At 71.9% G+C, this 17,739-nt stretch carries 17 protein-coding genes, 1 pseudogene and 1 riboswitch; of the genes and pseudogenes, 10 read left to right on the top strand and 8 right to left on the bottom strand.

Annotation, left to right across the window (positions count from 1 at the left end):
• Positions 1-7 precede the first annotated feature (7 nt).
• Positions 8-862 (top strand): SDR family oxidoreductase, encoded by an 855-nt coding sequence (locus CP976_RS25710; RefSeq protein ID WP_150482487.1) that lies wholly within the window; start codon positions 8-10, stop codon positions 860-862.
• A gap of 193 nt (positions 863-1,055) precedes the next feature.
• Entirely contained in the window at positions 1,056-2,006 is a 951-nt protein-coding gene (gene rarD / locus CP976_RS25705) for an EamA family transporter RarD (protein ID WP_150485507.1), read from the top strand.
• Positions 2,007-2,086: 80 nt separating this feature from the next.
• Here the strand turns inward: rarD and CP976_RS25700 are convergent.
• Positions 2,087-3,166 (bottom strand): annotated as a pseudogene (locus tag CP976_RS25700) (MFS transporter); the annotation flags it as partial.
• A 166-nt stretch (positions 3,167-3,332) separates the two neighbouring features.
• On the opposite strand from CP976_RS25700, the gene CP976_RS25695 reads away from it, so the two are divergent.
• The gene (locus tag CP976_RS25695; RefSeq protein ID WP_150482486.1) at positions 3,333-3,788 is read left to right on the top strand and encodes a winged helix-turn-helix transcriptional regulator; all 456 of its coding nucleotides are present in this window, start codon (positions 3,333-3,335) and stop codon (positions 3,786-3,788) included.
• A 40-nt stretch (positions 3,789-3,828) separates the two neighbouring features.
• Here the strand turns inward: CP976_RS25695 and CP976_RS25690 are convergent, their stop codons facing one another.
• Positions 3,829-4,452 carry a CGNR zinc finger domain-containing protein gene (locus CP976_RS25690; RefSeq protein ID WP_150482485.1) on the bottom strand — a complete coding sequence of 208 codons (624 nt, stop codon included), beginning with the start codon at positions 4,450-4,452 and terminating at the stop codon, positions 3,829-3,831.
• 21 nt (positions 4,453-4,473) lie between these two features.
• On the opposite strand from CP976_RS25690, the gene CP976_RS25685 reads away from it, so the two are divergent.
• Positions 4,474-4,947: a VOC family protein gene (locus CP976_RS25685; protein ID WP_150482484.1), complete on the top strand. Its 474-nt coding sequence runs from the start codon at positions 4,474-4,476 to the stop codon at positions 4,945-4,947.
• A 148-nt stretch (positions 4,948-5,095) separates the two neighbouring features.
• Complete coding sequence (locus CP976_RS25680) at positions 5,096-6,043, top strand: M28 family metallopeptidase (RefSeq protein ID WP_150482483.1); 948 nt, start codon at positions 5,096-5,098, stop codon at positions 6,041-6,043.
• Positions 6,044-6,049: 6 nt separating this feature from the next.
• Here CP976_RS25680 and CP976_RS25675 read toward each other — a convergent pair whose 3' ends face one another.
• Positions 6,050-7,300: a tetratricopeptide repeat protein gene (locus CP976_RS25675; protein WP_150482482.1), complete on the bottom strand. Its 1,251-nt coding sequence runs from the start codon at positions 7,298-7,300 to the stop codon at positions 6,050-6,052.
• Between the two features lie 160 nt (positions 7,301-7,460).
• On the opposite strand from CP976_RS25675, the gene CP976_RS25670 reads away from it, so the two are divergent.
• The 3 genes from CP976_RS25670 (at position 7,461) to CP976_RS25660 (ending at position 9,847) form a co-directional block, all read left to right on the top strand.
• Entirely contained in the window at positions 7,461-7,964 is a 504-nt protein-coding gene (locus tag CP976_RS25670) for a DUF6668 family protein (RefSeq protein ID WP_150482481.1), read from the top strand.
• A 5-nt stretch (positions 7,965-7,969) separates the two neighbouring features.
• Positions 7,970-9,124 carry an amidase gene (locus CP976_RS25665; RefSeq protein WP_150482480.1) on the top strand — a complete coding sequence of 385 codons (1,155 nt, stop codon included), beginning with the start codon at positions 7,970-7,972 and terminating at the stop codon, positions 9,122-9,124.
• Positions 9,125-9,265: 141 nt separating this feature from the next.
• Positions 9,266-9,847 (top strand): flavodoxin family protein, encoded by a 582-nt coding sequence (locus tag CP976_RS25660; protein WP_150482479.1) that lies wholly within the window; start codon positions 9,266-9,268, stop codon positions 9,845-9,847.
• 3 nt (positions 9,848-9,850) lie between these two features.
• Here CP976_RS25660 and CP976_RS25655 read toward each other — a convergent pair whose 3' ends face one another.
• From CP976_RS25655 to CP976_RS25640, 4 genes are all read right to left on the bottom strand, one after another.
• Positions 9,851-10,720: an ABC transporter permease gene (locus CP976_RS25655; protein ID WP_150482478.1), complete on the bottom strand. Its 870-nt coding sequence runs from the start codon at positions 10,718-10,720 to the stop codon at positions 9,851-9,853.
• On the bottom strand, positions 10,707-11,693 hold the full coding sequence (locus CP976_RS25650; protein ID WP_150482477.1) for an ABC transporter ATP-binding protein: 987 nt from the start codon (positions 11,691-11,693) through the stop codon (positions 10,707-10,709). The genes CP976_RS25655 and CP976_RS25650 overlap by 14 nt, the downstream gene beginning before the upstream one ends.
• A 26-nt stretch (positions 11,694-11,719) precedes the next feature.
• Complete coding sequence (locus CP976_RS25645; protein WP_150482476.1) at positions 11,720-12,958, bottom strand: LolA family protein; 1,239 nt, start codon at positions 12,956-12,958, stop codon at positions 11,720-11,722.
• A gap of 231 nt (positions 12,959-13,189) precedes the next feature.
• Complete coding sequence (locus tag CP976_RS25640) at positions 13,190-14,200, bottom strand: polyprenyl synthetase family protein (RefSeq protein ID WP_086847193.1); 1,011 nt, start codon at positions 14,198-14,200, stop codon at positions 13,190-13,192.
• Between the two features lie 508 nt (positions 14,201-14,708).
• Positions 14,709-14,882: riboswitch (cyclic di-AMP (ydaO/yuaA leader) on the top strand.
• 3 nt (positions 14,883-14,885) lie between these two features.
• Between CP976_RS25640 and CP976_RS25635 the strand changes: the two genes are divergently transcribed.
• On the top strand, positions 14,886-15,653 hold the full coding sequence (locus CP976_RS25635) for a transglycosylase SLT domain-containing protein (protein WP_150482475.1): 768 nt from the start codon (positions 14,886-14,888) through the stop codon (positions 15,651-15,653).
• On the opposite strand, the gene CP976_RS25630 is transcribed toward CP976_RS25635, so the two are convergent.
• A complete protein-coding gene (locus CP976_RS25630) occupies positions 15,617-16,474 on the bottom strand; it encodes a Cof-type HAD-IIB family hydrolase (RefSeq protein ID WP_086847197.1) in 858 nt (285 codons plus the stop codon). The genes CP976_RS25635 and CP976_RS25630 overlap by 37 nt on opposite strands.
• Before the next feature lie 192 nt (positions 16,475-16,666).
• Here CP976_RS25630 and CP976_RS25625 point away from each other — a divergent pair, with 192 nt between their 5' ends.
• Positions 16,667-17,731, top strand: a complete 1,065-nt coding sequence (locus CP976_RS25625; protein WP_229876232.1) for a GNAT family N-acetyltransferase — start codon at positions 16,667-16,669, stop codon at positions 17,729-17,731.
• Positions 17,732-17,739: the final 8 nt, after the last annotated feature.

The raw sequence follows: 17,739 nt of genomic DNA, 5'->3' as shown, positions 1-17,739 counted from the left end.
CATCACCATGAGCATCGTCGTTACCGGAGCCACCGGACATCTCGGCCGCCACGTCGTGGAGCAGCTGCTGGAGAAGGTCCCCGCCGAGCAGATCACCGCGGTCGTCCGCAACGCGGAGAAGGCCGCCGACTTCGCGGAGCGCGGTGTGAAGATCGCGCTGGCCGACTACAACGCGCCCGCGTCCTTCGACGGCCTCTTCTCCGCCGGCGACAAGGTGCTGCTGGTCTCCGGCAACGAGTTCGACAAGGGCCGTGTGCAGCAGCACAAGGTCGTCATCGACGCCGCCAAGGCGGCCGGTGTGGCCTTGCTCGCCTACACCAGCGCCCCGGGCACGCTGACCGCCGCACTCGCCGACGACCACCGCGGCACCGAGGAGCTGCTGCTGGACTCCGGCGTGCCCTACGCCCTGCTGCGCAACGGCTGGTACCACGAGAACTACACCGAGAACCTCGCGCCGGTGCTGGAGCACAACGCGGTCGTGGCCGCGGCCGGTGAGGGCAAGGTCTCTTCCGCCGCCCGCGCCGACTACGCCGCTGCCGCCGTCGCCGTGCTGACCGGCGAGGGGCACGAGAACAAGACGTACGAGCTGGGTGGCGACACCGCGTGGAGCTTCGCCGAGTACGCGGCCGAGCTGAGCCGCCGGACCGGCAAGGAGATCACCTACAACCCGGTCTCGACCGACGTGCTCACCGGGATCCTGACCGGCGCCGGCCTGCCCGAGCCGCTGGCGCAGACGCTCGCGGGCGTGGACGCCTCCATCGAGAAGGGTGAGCTGGTCGTCTCCACCGGCGATCTCTCCCGGCTGACCGGCCGTCCGACCACCCCGTTCTCCGAGGCCATCGCCGCGGCGCTCAAGGGCTGAACTCCCCCCGGCGGGCCCTTGAACCGCCCCACCCCCGACTGTCATGACCGTATACCGATACGGGCATGACAGCCGGGGGTGCTCGGCGTTACCGTCGTGAACGCGGAACACACGTACGGAGGAGGGGCCCGTGAGCGGCAAGCCGAGGGGCGAGCGGCACATAGGACTGCTGAACGGCTTCGCGGCCTACGGGATGTGGGGCCTCGTCCCGCTGTTCTGGCCCCTGCTGAAACCCTCCGGGGCGCTGGAGATCCTGGCCCACCGGATGGTGTGGTCGCTGGTCTTCGTGGGCGCCGCCCTGCTCGTGCTGCGCCGCTGGGCCTGGGCCGGAGAGCTGCTGCGGCAGCCGCGCAGGCTGGGCCTGGTCGCGGTCGCCGCGACGTTCATCACCCTCAACTGGGGCCTGTACATCTGGTCCGTGAACTCCGGGCACGTCGTCGAGGCCTCGCTCGGGTACTTCATCAACCCGCTGGTCACCATCGCGATGGGCGTGCTGCTGCTGAAGGAGCGGCTGCGGCCGGTGCAGTGGCTGGCGGTCGGGACCGGCGGCGCGGCGGTCGTCGTGCTGACCGTCGGCTACGGCCGGCCCCCGTGGATCTCCCTCGGCCTCGCCTTCTCGTTCGCCACGTACGGGCTGGTGAAGAAGAAGCTGAACCTCGGCGGCGTGGAGTCGCTGGCCGCCGAGACCGTGGTCCAGTTCCTGCCCGCGCTCGGCTTCCTGGTGTGGCTGACCGCGCGGGGCGATTCCACGTTCACCACCGAGGGCGCGGGGCACGCGGCGCTGCTCGCCTCGGCCGGGATCGTCACCGCGCTGCCCCTGGTCTGCTTCGGCGCGGCCGCCATCCGCGTGCCCCTGTCCACGATCGGCCTGTTGCAGTACCTGACGCCGGTCTTCCAGTTCCTGCTCGGCGTCTTCTACTTCGGCGAGGCGATGCCGCCGGAGCGCTGGGCCGGGTTCGCGTTGGTGTGGCTGGCACTGACACTGCTCACCTGGGAAGCCCTGCGTACCGCCCGCCGGTCCTCCCGCGCGCTCACCAGCGAGATCAGTGTGCCCAGCACCACCAGGACCACCGGCACGATCAGCGCCACCCGGAACGCCGACAGCGTGGCCTCGGGGTCGGACCCGGTGGACGCCAGGCCGTAGACCGCTGTCACCGCCGCGATGCCGATGGCGGAGCCGAACTGGGTGGCGGTGGTCAGCAGCCCGCCGGCCAGGCCCTGCTCCGACCCGGTGACCCCGTCCGTGGCCGCGATCGTCAGCGGCCCGTAGGCCAGGGCGAAGGCGAGGCCCGCGAGGAACAGGGTGGGGAACATCGCGGCGTAGGACCAGTCCATGCCGACCGGCAGGAACAGCGCGTACGCGATCACTGCCAGGACGAAGCCGCCGACGATCACCTGGGCGTGGCCGAAGCGGGCGACCAGCCTCGGGGTGAGCGTCGGAGCGAGGACGGCGTCGACGCCCATGACGATCAGGGCCACCGCCGTCATGAGGGGCGACCAGCCGCGCAGCTCCTGGAGATAGAGCGTGACGACGAACTGGAAGCCGAAGAAGGCGCCGAGGAAGAGCAGCGCTCCCAGGTCGGCGCGTACGACCGGGCCCTGGCGCAGGATGCCGAGGCGGACGAGCGGATCCGGGCTGCGGCGTTCGACCACGACGAAGGCACCGGCCAGGGCGAGCGCCGCGAGACCGGAGACCACGGTGAGCGGCCAGTCGCGCAGGCCGTGTTCGAGGCGTATGACGGTGTAGGCGGCCAGCAGCATGGCGCCGGCGGCGGTGATCACGCCGGGCAGGTCGAACCCGCGCCGGCGCGCGGGCGGGCCGTCCTGCCGGGGCACCAGGCGTACGGCCGCGACGAGCAGCGCCGCGGCCAGCAGCACCGGCGCGAAGAACACCCAGCGCCAGCCGAGTTGGGTGAGCAGACCGCCGATGACCAGGCCGAGGGAGAAGCCGGCCGCGCCCGTGCCGGCGAAGACCAGCAGGGCCTTGTTGCGTTTCGGGCCTTCCTCGTACGAGGTCGTGATCAGGGAGAGCGCGGCCGGGGTCATGAACGCGGCGGCGACACCCGTGACGAAGCGGGCGACGACCAGCATCCAGCCCTCGGTCGCGAAGCCGCCGACGCCCGAGAAGGCGAGGAAGACGGCCAGCCAGAAAAGGAACATCCGCCGCCGTCCGAGCAGGTCGGCCGCCCGGCCGCCCAGCAGCGTGAAGCCGGCGTAACCGAGCACGTAGCCGCTCATCACCCAGGCCGCGGTGTCGGTGGCCAGCCCGAGGTCGGCGCGGATGGCAGGGATCGCGACCGCCATCATCGCGACGTCGGCGCCCTCAAGGAAGATCGTCCCGCACAGGACGAGCAGCAACGCCCAGGCACGCGTGCCCATGAATCAACACTCCTCTGGTGAAGGTCGGTTACGCAAGCGAGGGTCGGTTCCCTCTTGTAACCACGACCACCCTGCGGCAGCATCGACAGACATGGAAGTAGGCACTTCGAAGTCACCGAGTAACTGCGAGAGCACCGTGGACCACGGCGACGCCGACCCGTTCCAGTGGGACACCCGCGAGGACTGCCAGGTCCGGCAGATCCTCGACCGGATCGCCGACAAGTGGTCGCTGCTCGTCATCGCGCTGCTGGAGAACCGGCGGCTGCGCTTCACCGAGCTGCGCCGGGAGATCGACGGCGTCAGCCAGCGGATGCTGACGGTGACCCTGCGGTCGCTGGAGCGGGACGGCCTGGTGAAGCGGACGGTGCACCCGGTGGTGCCGCCGCGGGTCGAGTACGAACTGACCTCGCTCGGCAGGACGCTGCACACCACCATCCAGTCCCTGGTGACCTGGACGGAGCGGCACCAGGAGGAGATCGCGGCGGCCCGCAGCGCGTACGACGCCCGCGAGGCGAAGGCGCGGGGCGCGGAGGTTACGGCGTCCTAGCAGGCCGCGGAGGGCGGGCCGTACCAGCAGGCCGCGGAGGCTACGGCGTCCCGGGAGCCCGGCGGGACCGGTGTGCCCGGGCCTTCTCGCGGTTGCCGCAGTGCTCCATCGCGCACCAGCGGCGGCGGCCCGGGCGGGAGGTGTCGACGAAGAGCAGATAGCAGTTGTGGGCGCCGCACTCGCGGACGCGGTGCGCGTAGGGACCGGTGAACAGGTCGATCGCGTCCCGGGCGATCGTGGAGAGCAGCTGGCCTCCGGTGGCGCCCGGGGCCCAGGCGCGGGTGCTGTCCGGCTCGATGCGGGCGACGAGCGGGGGCCCGGCCGCGGCGGCGTTGACGACGTCCAGGTGGGCGGCCCGCAGCGGGCGGCCGTGGGCGCGGTCGGCGGCGAGCGGGAACACGGCGTCGCGCAGCGTGCGGACGCGCTCCAGCTCGTCCTCGGTGACGGTGATGTCCAAGCCGTCCGGGAGGCGGCTGCGCGCGGTCCAGGCGACGAGGTCGGCGGGCTCGTGCAGCACCTCGTACCGCGCGAACTCCCCGGGGCCGCCCGTCGTCAGAAGCTCCAGGCACAGGGCGCCGGGGTCGAAGCGGTAGGCCTTCCCCTGGTGCGAGACCAATGTCAGGCCGGGTGTCCGGTCCGGCGTTTCCCCTGCGCGCCCACTCATGTAACCAGTATAACTGGTTACATGACACAGACCCCGGCATCACCCGTTCCCCTGCACTGGAAGATCGTCATCGACGCGAACGACCCGCACGCGCAGGCCGGCTTCTGGGCCGCCGCCCTCCGCTACGAGGTCGAGGACAACAGCGCCCTCATCGAGAAGCTGCTCGGCTTCGGCGCCCTGCCCGAAGAGGCCACGGTCGAGTTCCGCGGCCGCCGCGCCTTCCGGGACCTGATCGCCGTGCGGCACCCCGAGGACCCGTTCGAGGAGGAGAGCGGGACCGGGCTGGGGCGGCGGCTGCTGTTCCAGCGGGTGCCGGAGGTCAAGACGGTCAAGAACCGGCTCCACCTCGATCTGCACCCGGGCGAGGGGCGGCGCGAGGAGGAGGTCGCACGGCTGGAGGGACTCGGTGCGCGTGCGCTGCGGCGGGTGGCCGAGCAGGGCGGCGAGTGGGTCGTGATGGCGGACCCGGAGGGGAACGAGTTCTGCGTGCAGTGAGCCCCAGCGGCCCGCTTCACCTCAATGCCGTGGCCTGATAGGCCTCTTGACGGAGAGTCAGTACCAGCTTCACCATCCAGGCACCCCATTCACCGTGGGCTGCCTGTGGCCACCCCACGGGCTTCCCGAAGGAAGTCGGAGCCCCCACATGAAGCTCTCCGTTTCCGCGCGTGCCGTGGCGGCCGGTGCCGTGGCCACCGCCATGCTCCTGACCGGCGGGGCCGTGGCGGACGCCGCGTCCGCTCCCCCGAGACCGGCCGCCGCGCCCGACATACCCCTGGCGGGCGTCAAGGCCCACCTGTCCCAGCTCCAGTCCATAGCCACCGCCAACGGCGGCAACCGCGCGCACGGCCGCCCCGGCTACAAGGCCTCCCTCGACCACATCAAGGCCAAGCTGGACGCGGCCGGATACACCACCGCGGTCCAGCAGTTCACCGCCTCCGGCCGCACCGGCTACAACCTGATCGCCGACTGGCCCGGCGGCGACGCGAACCAGGTCGTGATGGCCGGCTCGCACCTCGACAGCGTCTCCTCCGGACCCGGCATCAACGACAACGGGTCCGGCTCGGCCGCCGTCCTGGAGACCGCGCTCGCCGTGTCCCGGGCGCAGTACAAGCCCGCCAAGCACCTGCGCTTCGCCTGGTGGGGCGCGGAGGAAGTCGGCCTGGTCGGCTCCCGCCACTACGTCAGCCGGCTGGCCACCGGGGACCGTTCGAGGATCAGCGCCTACCTGAACTTCGACATGATCGGCTCCCCGAACCCCGGCTACTTCGTCTACGACGACGACCCGGCGATCGAGAAGACCTTCAAGGAGTACTTCGCCGGCCTCGGCGTCCCGACCGAGATCGAGACCGAGGGCGACGGCCGCTCCGACCACGCGCCCTTCAAGAGCGCGGGTGTGCCGGTGGGCGGCCTGTTCACCGGGGCGAGCCGGACGAAGACGGCGGCGCAGGCGGCCAAGTGGGGCGGCACGGCCGGGCGGGCCTTCGACCGCTGCTACCACTCCTCCTGCGACACCACCGCCAACATCGACGACACCGCCCTCGACCGCAACAGCGACGCCGTGGCGCACGCGGTGTGGGAGCTGTCGGGGTAACGGCTCCTACTGGCTGCGGGCGCGTTCGGTCAGGCGGCCCATGCGGGCGCGGGCCGACTCCAGTTGCTCGATCTCCTCGGCGGCGGGGCCTTCCTCGGCGGCGAGTTCGGTCCACAGCCCGATCAGGTCCCGGCCCAGCTCCAGCCCCACCGCCGGGTCACGCACCGCGCGCCAGGCGGTGGCCGCGCTCTGCACGTTGCCGTAGGCGGCCTCCGCGTCGCCCGTGCGGCGGTGGGCACCGGCCAGGTCGAGGGACAGCCGGAAGGCACGGAGCGGGTCGCCCGCCAAGTAGGCGACGTATGCGGTGAGTTCGCGCAGCCGGAGCACCTCGGGGTGCTCCGGCCCGAGCGTCCCCGACGCGTCCGCGACGGTCTGCTCCGCCAGCCCGGCCGCCGCGTCGATCCGGCCTTCCTTGACGGCCTCGTTGATCCGCGCGATCGGCTCCGCGAGGAGGACGGGGGCGCCCGGGGCGCCGATGGGCTCGTCGCCGAGCATGGCCTCCGCGACGGCGTCGAAGCCCCGGACGGGAGTCGGCTTGGCGTCGGCTTCGGCCGCGAGCAGCTCCGCTTCGGACATCGGCAGCGGTTCGCGTGTGCGGTTCGGACCCGGGCCGGTTCCGGGGACGGGGAGCGGCCTGACGTCCATGAGCGGAGGCGGCCCGAACTCGCCGGTCGGGGGTGCGACGGTGCCGGGGGGCGTGGCCGGGCCCGGGGGTGTGTCCTCCGGCTCGGGGACCGCCCGCAGCGGGAACGTCGGGGCCGTGCCACGGCCGGGCTCCGGTACGGGGCGCAGGACGTGCGTGGCCCTGTCGTCCTGTGGGTCCTGCCGCTCCGGTGCGGACGGCGGCGGGGCGGGCGGCTCCGTCGCGGCACCCGCCGCGGGCGTTTCCGCGGCGACGGCGTCCTCCGGCGGGGCGGTGCGGACCGGCTCGGCGGTGAAGCGGCTGGAGCCGTCCGGGTCGACCTGCAGCGGCACGACGTAGCCGATGCGCTCGTCGTGGACCGTGGCGAGGATGGGATGGCCGGTGGCCTGGGCGATGTGGTGAAGGCGGTTCAGGACGGCCTGCTGGATCTCCTCGCCGGGGGCCGCGAAGACGGGGACACCGCCGACCGACGCACCGTCGGAGACACCCTTCGCGCCGGCTCCCGCCGGGTCCGTTCCGGCCCCGGGGACACGGACGTCGATCGGCGCCGCCGGGGTCGCCGCGTGTGCGGCCTGTTTCTGTTCCCGCTTCTTCTCGCGGCTGAGTCGAGCCATCGTCCCCTCATTCGGCGTCGTACACCTAGTGTCGAGTGTGTCCGCTCGCTCCGGTTTCTCACGTCACCGCGGTGTCACAGGCTCGTCCCAAGGGTTCCTGGGCCCGGCATGGATCGTTCCGGATGGCATGAGGATCGAGAGTACGAGGGAGGAGAGGGGCATGCAGACAGGCATGCGACAGGGGCCGGAGATCTGGATCCGCGGCCCGGTGACCAGCCAGGAGCCGGGGGCGCCGGGGCACGCTCACGCCCATGCCGCGGCGCGGCGTTTCTCCTGGGTCGGCACACACGGCGGCGCGGGCGTCTCCACCCTCGCCGCGGTCTACGGCGGTCATGACAGCGGCCGCTCCTGGCCCGGGCCGGGCGACCCGGCGTCGGTGCTGCTGGTCGCGCGGACGCACGCGGCCGGGCTGGACACGGTCGCCGGGGCGGTGGAGATCTTCCGGCGCGGTCAGGCCCCGCCCGGGCTGGACCTCGACGCCGTCGTCCTCGTGGCGGACGCTCCGGGCCGGCTGCCGCGTCCGCTCGCCCAGCGGGTCAGGTCCCTGGAGTCGGTCATCGACGTGTACCGCGTGCCGTGGGTGGCGGCCTGGCGGCTGGGCGAGCTGGGGCATCCGCCGCGTGAGACCTCGGCCCTGGTCCGGCTGACGGGAGCGGCGCGCTGACGGCGGTGCCCCTGTCGGCCGGGGAGATCGCGGCGGGCGTACGGGCCCGGGAGCTGCGCGTGGTCGACGTGGTCGCCGCGGCATTGGAGCGGATCGAGCGGGCCGATCCGGAGCTGTGCGCGTTCGTCGAGGTGTGGCACGAGGAGGCGCTGCGGCGGGCGGGCGAGCTGGACGCGCTCCTCGGCCGGCGGTCCGTGGATGTCCCCCGAAAGGAGGACGCGCTGCCGCTCGCCGGGGTGCCGATCGCCGTGAAGGGGCGGCACGGGCTGCGTGCGGCGGGGCCGCTGCTCGCGGCCGGTTGTGTCGCCGTGGGAGCGACCTCCGTGCCGGGGCCGGGAACGCCCTGGCAGACCTGGGGGCTCGGCGCCCGTGGCCGGACGGTCAATCCGTGGCGGGCGGACCGTACGCCCGGCGGCTCGTCGGCCGGGGCCGCGGTGGCGGTGGCGGCCGGGCTGGTGCCGCTGGCGACGGGCAGCGACGGGGCCGGTTCGGTGCGGATCCCGGCGGCGTGGTGCGGGGTCACCGGCCTCAAGACCACGGCCGGACGGCTGCCCTCCGCCGACCGTACGGGGCTCGCCGTGCAAGGCGTGCTCGCCCGCTCGGCGTCGGACGCGGCGAGCTGGTGGCGGGTGGTGTCACAGGAGCCTGTGCCGGTCGGCACGCCTCTGCCCGTCACCGCCGTCTGGTCGTCCGACCTGGGTTTCGCCGGGCCCGACCCGGAACCCGTAGCGCTCGCCCGGGCGGCGGTCGAACGGCTCGAGGCGGCGGGAGTCGTACGGCTCGTACGGCCGCGGGCGCCGCTGCGGCTGCTGGACCCCGGGCCCGCCTGGCTCGCCCTGCGCACGCGCGGTGCCGATCCGGGCGAAGCCCACCGCGTCCGGGCGGAGAACGACCGGCGGCTGGCCGGAGTGTTCGCCGAAGCGGAGCTGCTGCTGACTCCGACCACGCCCACCGCACCGCACGGACACGACGGCCCGGGCGATCGCTACTCCACCTCTCTCACCTGGGCGTTCAACCTCAGTGGGCATCCGGCGCTGAGCCTCCCGGCGGGCTTCGGCGGTGACGGCTGCCCGGCCGGGCTGCACCTGGTGGCGCCGCACGGCCGGGAGGCGCTGCTGCTGGCCGTGGCACGGGAGGCGGAGGTGCGCATCAGGAGCTGACAGGCGGCCCTGGCGGATGACGGGTGACCCTGGCGACGGGTGACCCTGGCGGATGACGGGTGACCCTGGCGGTTTTGAATGCACACGCATATGATGCATGCGCGTGCAATTGCTGTGCGCCCACTTTCTGGGGGGATACCCATGACCCGTCGCTTCCTCTTCGTCCTCGGCAGCGCCCGTGCCGACGGCAACACCGAGCTGCTCGCCCGCCGGGCCGCCGAGCAGTTGCCCCCGGACGTCGAACAGCAGTGGATCGACCTCGCCGAGCATCCGGTGCCCGACTTCGAGGACCTGCGGCACGACAGCGACCACGTCCGCCCGACCGAGGGCAACCTGGCGCTGCTGCTCGACGCCACCCTCGCGGCGACGGACATCGTGATCGCCTCGCCCCTGTACTGGTACTCGCTCTCCGCACAGACCAAGCGCTACCTGGACTACTGGTCGGGCTGGCTGCGCACCCCCGGCCTCGACTTCAAGGCGACCCTGGCCGGCCGCACCCTGTGGGGCGTCACCGCGCTCGCGCACAGTCAGCCGGAGGTGGCCGACCCGCTGGTCGGGACGCTCAACAACTCGGCCGCGTACATGGGGATGCGGTTCGGCGGGGTGCTGCTCGGCAACGGCAGCAAGCCGGGTGACGTGCTCAACGACACCGAGGCGCTGGCCCGCGCGAAGACGTTCTTCGCGCAGGAGGCGCCACTGGCCCGGTTCGTGTACGAGGACTGAGCGCTACGCGGTGATGTCCTTCGTCGTGAAGCGCGCCCAGGCCGCCGAGCCGAACACCACCGCGTACAGGGCCTGGAGGCCGAGGTTCTTCGTCAGGTCGTCCCAGTAGACGGGCTCGCGCATGAGGTCGGCGAAGGACAGCCAGTAGTGCGAGAAGAAGTACGGCTGGAGGGCGTGCAGTTGCGGGATCTGGTCGAGGATCTGGACCGTGATCAGCAGGCCTACGGTGGTCGCCATCGCCGCGATGCCGCTGCCCGTGAGCGTCGAGACGAACAGTCCGAGCGCGGCGACGCCGATCAGTGACGCGGCGACGGCCAGGGCGATCAGCAGGGCTCTGCCCAGGCCCTCGGCGAAGCTGATCTGCGTGCCGGAGATGGTCGTCAGGTCGCCGAGCGGGAACAGCAGCGCGCCGACCGTCAGCGCCGAGACGGCCACGACAAGGGTGGCGGCCAGGCAGAAGATGACGACGGTCGCGTACTTGGTGAGCAGCAGGCGGCTGCGGCCGGCCGGGGCGACCAGCAGATAGCGCAGCGTTCCGGCGTTCGCCTCGCCGGCGATCGCGTCGCCCGCGACGACACCGATCGCCATCGGCAGGAAGAACGGGAGGGTGGCGGCCAGCGCGGTGAAGACGAGGAACAGGCCGTTGTTGGTGATCTGCGAGATGAAGGCCGGTCCCCCGCCGCCGGGCGACGAACCGTCGCTCGTCTCCATCTTGACGGCGATGCCGACCAGGACGGGAACGGCCGCCAGCACGGCGAGCAGCGCGAGGGTGCGCCAGCGCCGGAAGGTGGTGGTGAGTTCGCTGCGCAGCAGCCCGAAGGTCCACAGCGGGCTCACCGGCCGTACGCTCTCCACGACTTCAGCCCGCGACATCGAAGCCCTCCCCGGTCAGTGCCACGAACGCGTCCTCCAGCGAGGCGCGTTCGACCGTGAAGCCGCGTACGCGCACACCGGCCGTCACCAGCGCGGTGTTCACGTCGGCGAGGTCGCTCTCCGGTGGTTCGCCGGTCACCCGGTCGTCCGTGACGACGACGTCGCCGACGCCCTGCTCCTTCAGCACCCGGGCCGCCTCCGCCGGATCCGGCGTGGTCACCACCAGCCGGCCGCGCGCCCCGGCGGACAGCTCGGCGACCGGGCCCTGGGTGATCAGACGGCCCTGCGTCATCACGGCCGCGTGCGTGCAGACCTGCTCGATCTCGTCGAGCAGGTGGGAGGAGAGGAAGACGGTCGTGCCGTCCGAGGCCAGTTCCCGTATCAGGGTGCGGATCTCGCGCATGCCCTGCGGGTCGAGGCCGTTGGTCGGCTCGTCGAGCACGAGCAGCCGGCGCGGCTGGAGCAGTGCGGCCGCGAGGCCCAGGCGCTGCTTCATGCCCAGCGAGTACGCCTTGGCCTTCTTGCCCGCGGCGGCCGTCAGACCCACCCGGTCCAGCGCGGCGGCGACCCGGGCCTTCCGGGTGCGCGGATCGGCGGCCGGGTCGGCGGAGTCGTACCGGATCAGGTTGTCGCGGCCGGAGAGGAAGCCGTACAGGGCCGGGCCCTCGATGAGGGCGCCGACGTGCGGCAGCACGGCGCGGGTGGCGCGGGGCATGGGCTGTCCGAGCACCCGTGCCGTGCCGGCGGTGGGCTCGATGAGGCCCATCAGCATGCGGATGGTGGTGGTCTTGCCGGAGCCGTTGGGGCCGAGGAAGCCGAAGACGCTGCCGGCCGGGACGGTGAGGTCGAGGCCGTCGACGGCGAGCTGTCCGCCGCGGTAGCGCTTAGTGAGCGCGCGGGTGGCGATGACCGGTTCCCCGGCCTCGGCCCGCACCTCGCTGTGCTCCGGCTCCGCGGCGGACAGTTCGCCCATCGGCTTCCTCGTTCCCTTGAACGGACTTACTTCCCGGCGTCGGCCGCCTTCACGAGCGCGTCCTTGGTGACCAGGCCCACGTAGACCTTGCCGTCGTCCGTGATCAGGGCGTTGACCAGGCGGGTGGAGAAGACCGTGCCCGAGCCGAACTTGCCGGTCACCTTGTCACCGAGCGAGTCCACGAAGCCGCCGAGGTCGCCGCCGGCCTCGCCGGAGGGCATGCCCTCGCCGCCGGTGTCGAAGGTGGCGATGGAGTTCCAGCCCTCGCCGATGGTCTTCATGCCGTCGAGGCGCTTGCCGAGGTCGTCCCCGGACTTGGGGGCGTGCTCGCGCGGCCCGCCCTTCTCGAAGCCCTTGCCGAAGTCCTTGTCGGAGCCCTTGCCGGCGTCCTTCTCCTCGGTGACCTTCGCGCCCTTGGGCGGGGTGAAGTCGAAGGTGGACGCGGCCGGCTTGGCGAAGCTGACCTGGGTGAAGCCCGCGTCGACGACGGCGGCGCCGCCGCTCGCCGGGGTCAGCGTGAACTTCAGCGGCATGCCGGTCTCGGCGTCCACGGCCACGCTGACCGCGCCGACCGTCGAGCCGGACTGCTTGGGCTCGATGAGCAGCTTGTAGGCGTCCCGGCCGGCGACCTGGGCGGTGCCGTCCACGGTCACGGAGGTCGTGTCGTCGACGGCCTTCAGGGCCTCCTCGGCGAAGTCCTTCGGCGTGGCCGGCGGCTGCTCCTTCTCGTGCTGCGGGCTCTCGGAGGCGGTGCCGTGGTAGACCTCGTTCGACTTGCTGTCGTAGCCCCAGACGTCCTTGCCGTTGTGGACGAGGCTGTACTCGGCGGCGTTCTCCAGCAGGGACAGCTTCTGCTTGTCCGGGCCGTCGGCCGCGACGCGCAGGGTGTGCGTGCCGGAGGCCAGTTCCGTGAGCTTGGCCGTCGGGTCGGCGGAGGAGCCGCCCTCGCCCTGGCCCGCGGCGCCGGACATCAGGCTGCTCTCCAGCCCGCCGAGGTCCGGCAGGCCGAGGTCCGTGCTGATCTTCACCGTGCCGGACAGCTGCTGGACGTCCGACGTGGCTATCTTCTCGATGAGCTGCTGGGCGGTGATCTTCGGGAGGTCGGGGTCACCGGAGTCGGCGAGTGCGGGGACCAGACCGATCGTCGCGGCCGCCACCCCCATCACCGTGACCGGGACGACGTACCGCGCGGCTTTGCGCCGCCCGGAGCGCCGCTCGTCGGCCTCCCCGCCGGTCGTGCTGTCGTCGGATGCGTACGGTGCCATGTGTGCCCTACCTCCGTGGTCGGCGGCGGCTGTCCGTGTCGTCCACGCACTCGTCCCTGAGCCGCCATTCTCACCCGAACTGGTGAGGAGTGGTGTTTTCCGTGGTGTCCATCTGACCAAATCGGCCAGGGAGATACGTCAGACCCCGGGCTCAACTCCACGTACTGCTGCGGTATGACACGAGAGGGCTGCTTCTCCCCCGACCCGTAGGGGTCGTACGGGGAAGAGTCGCTAGCCGGCCCGGTGCACCACCGCGTCGGACAGCTCCACCAGCGCCGTCTTCGCGGTGCACTCGGGCAGCGGCGCCAGCGCCGAGCGGGCGTCCTGGGCGTAGCGGATCGTGTCCTGCCGGGCCTGTTCCAGCGCCGGGTGGGCGCGCAGCAGGCGCAGGGCCTCGGCGTGCCGGTCGTCGTCGGTGAGGTCGGAGTCCAGCAGCTCGCACAGGGCGACGTCGTCCGCGAGTCCGAGCCGGGCGGCGCGCTCGCGCAGCCGCAGCACCGGCAGCGTGGGGATGCCCTCGCGCAGGTCGGTGCCGGGGGTCTTGCCGGACTCGTGGGAGTCGGAGGCGATGTCCAGGACGTCGTCGGCGAGCTGGAAGGCGACGCCGAGCCGCTCGCCGTACTGGGTGAGCACGTCCACGACCGTCTCGTCGGCGCCGGACATCATCGCGCCGAACCGGCACGACACCGCCACCAGGGAACCGGTCTTGCCGCCCAGCACGTCCAGGTAGTGCTCGACGGGGTCGCGGCCGTCCTGGGGGCCGGCCGTCTCCAGGATCTGCCCGGTCACCAGCCGCTCGAACGCCTCGGCCTGCACCCGCACCGCCTCCGGGCCGAGGTCGGCCAGGATGTGCGAGGCGCGGGCGAAGAGGAAGTCGCCGGTGAGGACCGCGACGGAGTTGCCCCAGCGGGCGTTCGCACTCGCCACTCCACGGCGCACGGCGGCCTCGTCCATCACGTCGTCGTGGTACAGCGTGGCGAGGTGGGTCAGCTCCACGACGACGGCCGACGGCACGATCCCGGGCGCGTACCGGTCGCCGAACTGGGCGGAGAGCATCACGAGCAGCGGACGGAACCGCTTTCCGCCGGCCCGGACCAGATGCTGGGCGGCCTCCGTGATGAAGGGCACCTCACTCTTGGTGGCCTCGAGCAAGCCTTCCTCGACAGCCGCCATTCCGGCCTGGACATCGGCTTCCAGAGCCTGGTCCCGCACGCTCAGCCCGAACGGCCCGACGTCGGTCACGAGGGGTCTCCTGTCTGCTGGTGTCTGCCGGTGATTACGCGGTTTGTCGATAGGTCGCTGCCATCACTCGAGTCAGCGTATCCGGTCACGTTTCGATCACCGCCAGCGCCCATGGTTACAGGCCGGGCGGTATCCGATCACGACCGCAATATTTTCGATCAGCTCATAAGAGCAGACATTTATCTACTTTCCAGGAAGTAGTGGGCTATGTGCGATTTGCCGGTTTGACTAAGCAAATTCCCCTTGGCACGTTTTGCCCCATGGACTTGTGATCAGTGAGTTGAATCACGTTATCCCCTGTGACGCCCCACTCCGGCACCAGCCCGTACCTCCTTCCGCCGAACAGCAGTTGAGCCTTGGCTCCCGCAAAGGATCAAGCGGTTCATATACCCCCGATCAAGGTCGACCGGCGCGCTGTGTGACTCAGGTGCTTGTTCCCGGCATGTGCTCTCGCATACGTTCCGGGCCTGTCCGGCGGACGCCGAATCCTGCCACCGCCCGGACTCCCCACACGAACCCACTCACTCACGCATGGCAGGAGCGGGGGACCCAGGTAAGTCGCCGGTCCGCTCAGCGGAACGGCTCGGGGTGAAGCCGCCCACGGCATACAGCACCGTGGGCGGCCGGGCACCTCCCGGCCCGAACCCGACAGCTCACCTCGCAGGCGTCGGAGAGGAATATCGCCATGCCCCGAGGCAAGCACCGTCGCCCCAGAAGCAACCAGCTCACCCGCCGTGTCGTGGCCGCCGGCACCGGCGGAGCGGCACTCACCCTCCCGCTGCTCGGCGCGACGCAGGCCAGCGCCGCCCAGCCGAGCCAGAGCGCACCCGCCGCCGCACAGTCCGTGCCGCAGGCGGCCCAGCCCGCCAAGTCCCTCACGTACACCGTGGCCAAGGGCGACTCGCTCTACCGCATCGCGGACAAGTACGACGTGTCGGGCGGCTGGAAGCAGCTCTACAAGGACAACCGCGCCGCCGTCGGCGACGACCCGAAGCTGATCCGCCCGGGTCTGAAGCTGAAGGTGAAGACGGCCAAGACGGACGCCGCGAAGAAGACGGCGACCAAGTCCTCCGCACCCGCCAAGCCCGCCGGTGGCATCGCCCAGGCCACCCAGGCCTCCGCGAAGACCTACGCCGACAACCTGGACGGCTGGATCCGCGAGGCGCTGGACATCATGGCGCAGAAGGGGATCCCGGGTTCGTACGACGGCATCTACCGCAACGTCATGCGCGAGTCGTCGGGCAACCCCCAGGCGATCAACAACTGGGACTCGAACGCCGCCAAGGGCACCCCGTCCAAGGGCCTGCTCCAGACCATCGACCCGACCTTCCAGGCCTACCACGTGGACGGCACGTCGTGGGACCCGTACGACCCGGTCGCCAACATCACCGCGGCCTGCAACTACGCGGCCGACCGCTACGGCTCGATCGACAACGTCAACGGCCCGTACTGAGCCGTCCGAGCCGTCCCGCCCAGCAGTCGTTCGAGGACGACGGCGATGCCGTCGTCCTCGTTCGACAGGGTGACCTCGTCGGCCACGGCCTTGAGTTCGGGATGGGCGTTGGCCATGGCGACGCCGTGGGCGGCCCAGTCGAACATCGGGATGTCGTTGGGCATGTCGCCGAAGGCCACGGTGTCCGCCGGGCGCAGCCCCAGGTGCTCGGCCGCCAGCGCCAGGCCCGTCGCCTTGGTGACGCCGCACGGCTGGAGCTCGACCGTGCCGGGCCCCGACATCGTCACCGTCGCGAGTGAACCGACCACCGAGCGGGCCGTCGCCGCCAACTCGTCGTCGGTCAGGTAGGGGTGGCGCAGCAGCACCTTGCTGATGGGCTCGCCCCACAGCTCGTCGCGCCGGTCGACCCGTACCGCGGGCAGGGTCGGGTGCGGCATCAGATAGCCCGGCTCGATGAGCGTGAGCCCGTCGACCCCGTCCTGGTCGACCGCGGCGTACACCTGCCCCACCTCGGCCTCGATCTTGCCGAGGGCGGTCTCGGCCAGTTCCCGGTCCAGGGTGATGGACCACAGCAGCCGGTCCGCGCCGGCGTCGTACACCTGCGCGCCCTGCCCGCACACCGCGAGCCCCGTACAGCCGAGGTCGTCCAGGAGCGGCCGCACTCTCGGCGCCGGCCGGCCCGTCACCACAAGGTGCTGGGCACCGGCGTCCGCCACCCGCGCGAGCGCGGCGAGGGACCGGTCGGACAGGGTGTCGTCGCCGCGCAGCAGCGTCCCGTCCAGGTCGGTGGCGATGAGTGAATATGCGATGGGTGCGGCCATGATCAGAGAATACGGACAGCGCGCCCCTTCGTTTCATCGCGCGTCGGACACCGATTGCCCGGTTGAAGGCCTCTGCACCAGTTGGCAACAACATGGTCCGCTACCTACCGTCAGGGCCGTCTCGGGCGGTACCTTCCAAGTGTCCAGGGGGGACTTGATCGGGGGGTCAGGTTGAGCAGTGGGCGCATACGTGTGGCTCGGCCCGGGGAGCTCGGCGAGGGGGAGAGGGAGCGCTGGCGCGCGCTGCGCGCTGCGTCGGAAGCGCCGCGCAACCCCTTCATGGAACCGGAGTTCACCGAAGCCGTCGGTTTGGTGAGGCCGCGGGCGCGGGTCGCGGTGGTGTACGAGGGGCTGGAGCCGGCCGGCTTCCTGCCCCATGAGCGGGGCCCGTTGGGGCAGGGGCGGGCGATCGGACTCGGGGTCTCGGACGCGCAGGGCGCGATCCTGCGGCCCGGGCTGGACCTGGACACGGGTCAACTGCTGCGGGGCTGCGCGCTGTCGAGCTTCGCCTTCGACAACCTGGAGGCCGAACAGCGGCTGTTCGTCCGGTACGCGGCCGAGGAGCACGCCACCTACGTCATCGACGTGGAGAAGGGCTACGAGACGTACGAGTCGGTGCTGCGCGCCCAGTCGCCGAAGTTCCTGAAGACGACCCTGGCCAAGGAGCGCAGGCTGGGCCGGCAGGTCGGCGACCTGCGGTTCGTCTTCGACGAGCGCGAGCCGGCCGCGCTGCGCACGCTCATGGAGTGGAAGTCGGCGCAGTACCGCAGGACGGGCCGCCGGGACCGGTTCGCCCGGGAGTGGATCACCCGGCTCGTGGGGCGGCTGGCCCGGACCCGGGCGCCGGAGTGCAGCGGCACGCTGTCCGTGCTGTACGCCGGGGACCGGCCGCTGGCCGCGCACTTCGGGCTGCGCTCGGCCTCGGTCCTGGCCTGCTGGTTCCCGGCCTACGACCCGGAGTTCGCGAAGTACTCCCCGGGTCTGGTGCTGCACCTGCGCATGGCCGAGGCGGCGGCCGCCGAGGGCATCGGCATGCTCGATCTGGGGCGGGGCCCGGCCGAGTACAAGGACGCGCTGAAGACGGGCGAACTGCCCGTGTACGAGGGCGCGGTGACGCGTCCGGGGGCGGGCGCGGCGCTGCACTGGCTGAGCCGCGAGCCGGCACGCCGCGTGCACGGTTTCGTCCGCGGCAGGCCACGGCTCGCGTCGCTGGCCGCGCGGACCCTGAAGGGCGCGGCTCGGCTGCGCCGTACCTGACGACGAGG

Source organism: Streptomyces coeruleorubidus, from assembly GCF_008705135.1.
Lineage (GTDB): Bacteria > Actinomycetota > Actinomycetes > Streptomycetales > Streptomycetaceae > Streptomyces > Streptomyces coeruleofuscus.
The sequence above is the reverse complement of the archived record's forward strand: the minus strand, read 5'-3'. Positions and strand labels throughout refer to the sequence as shown.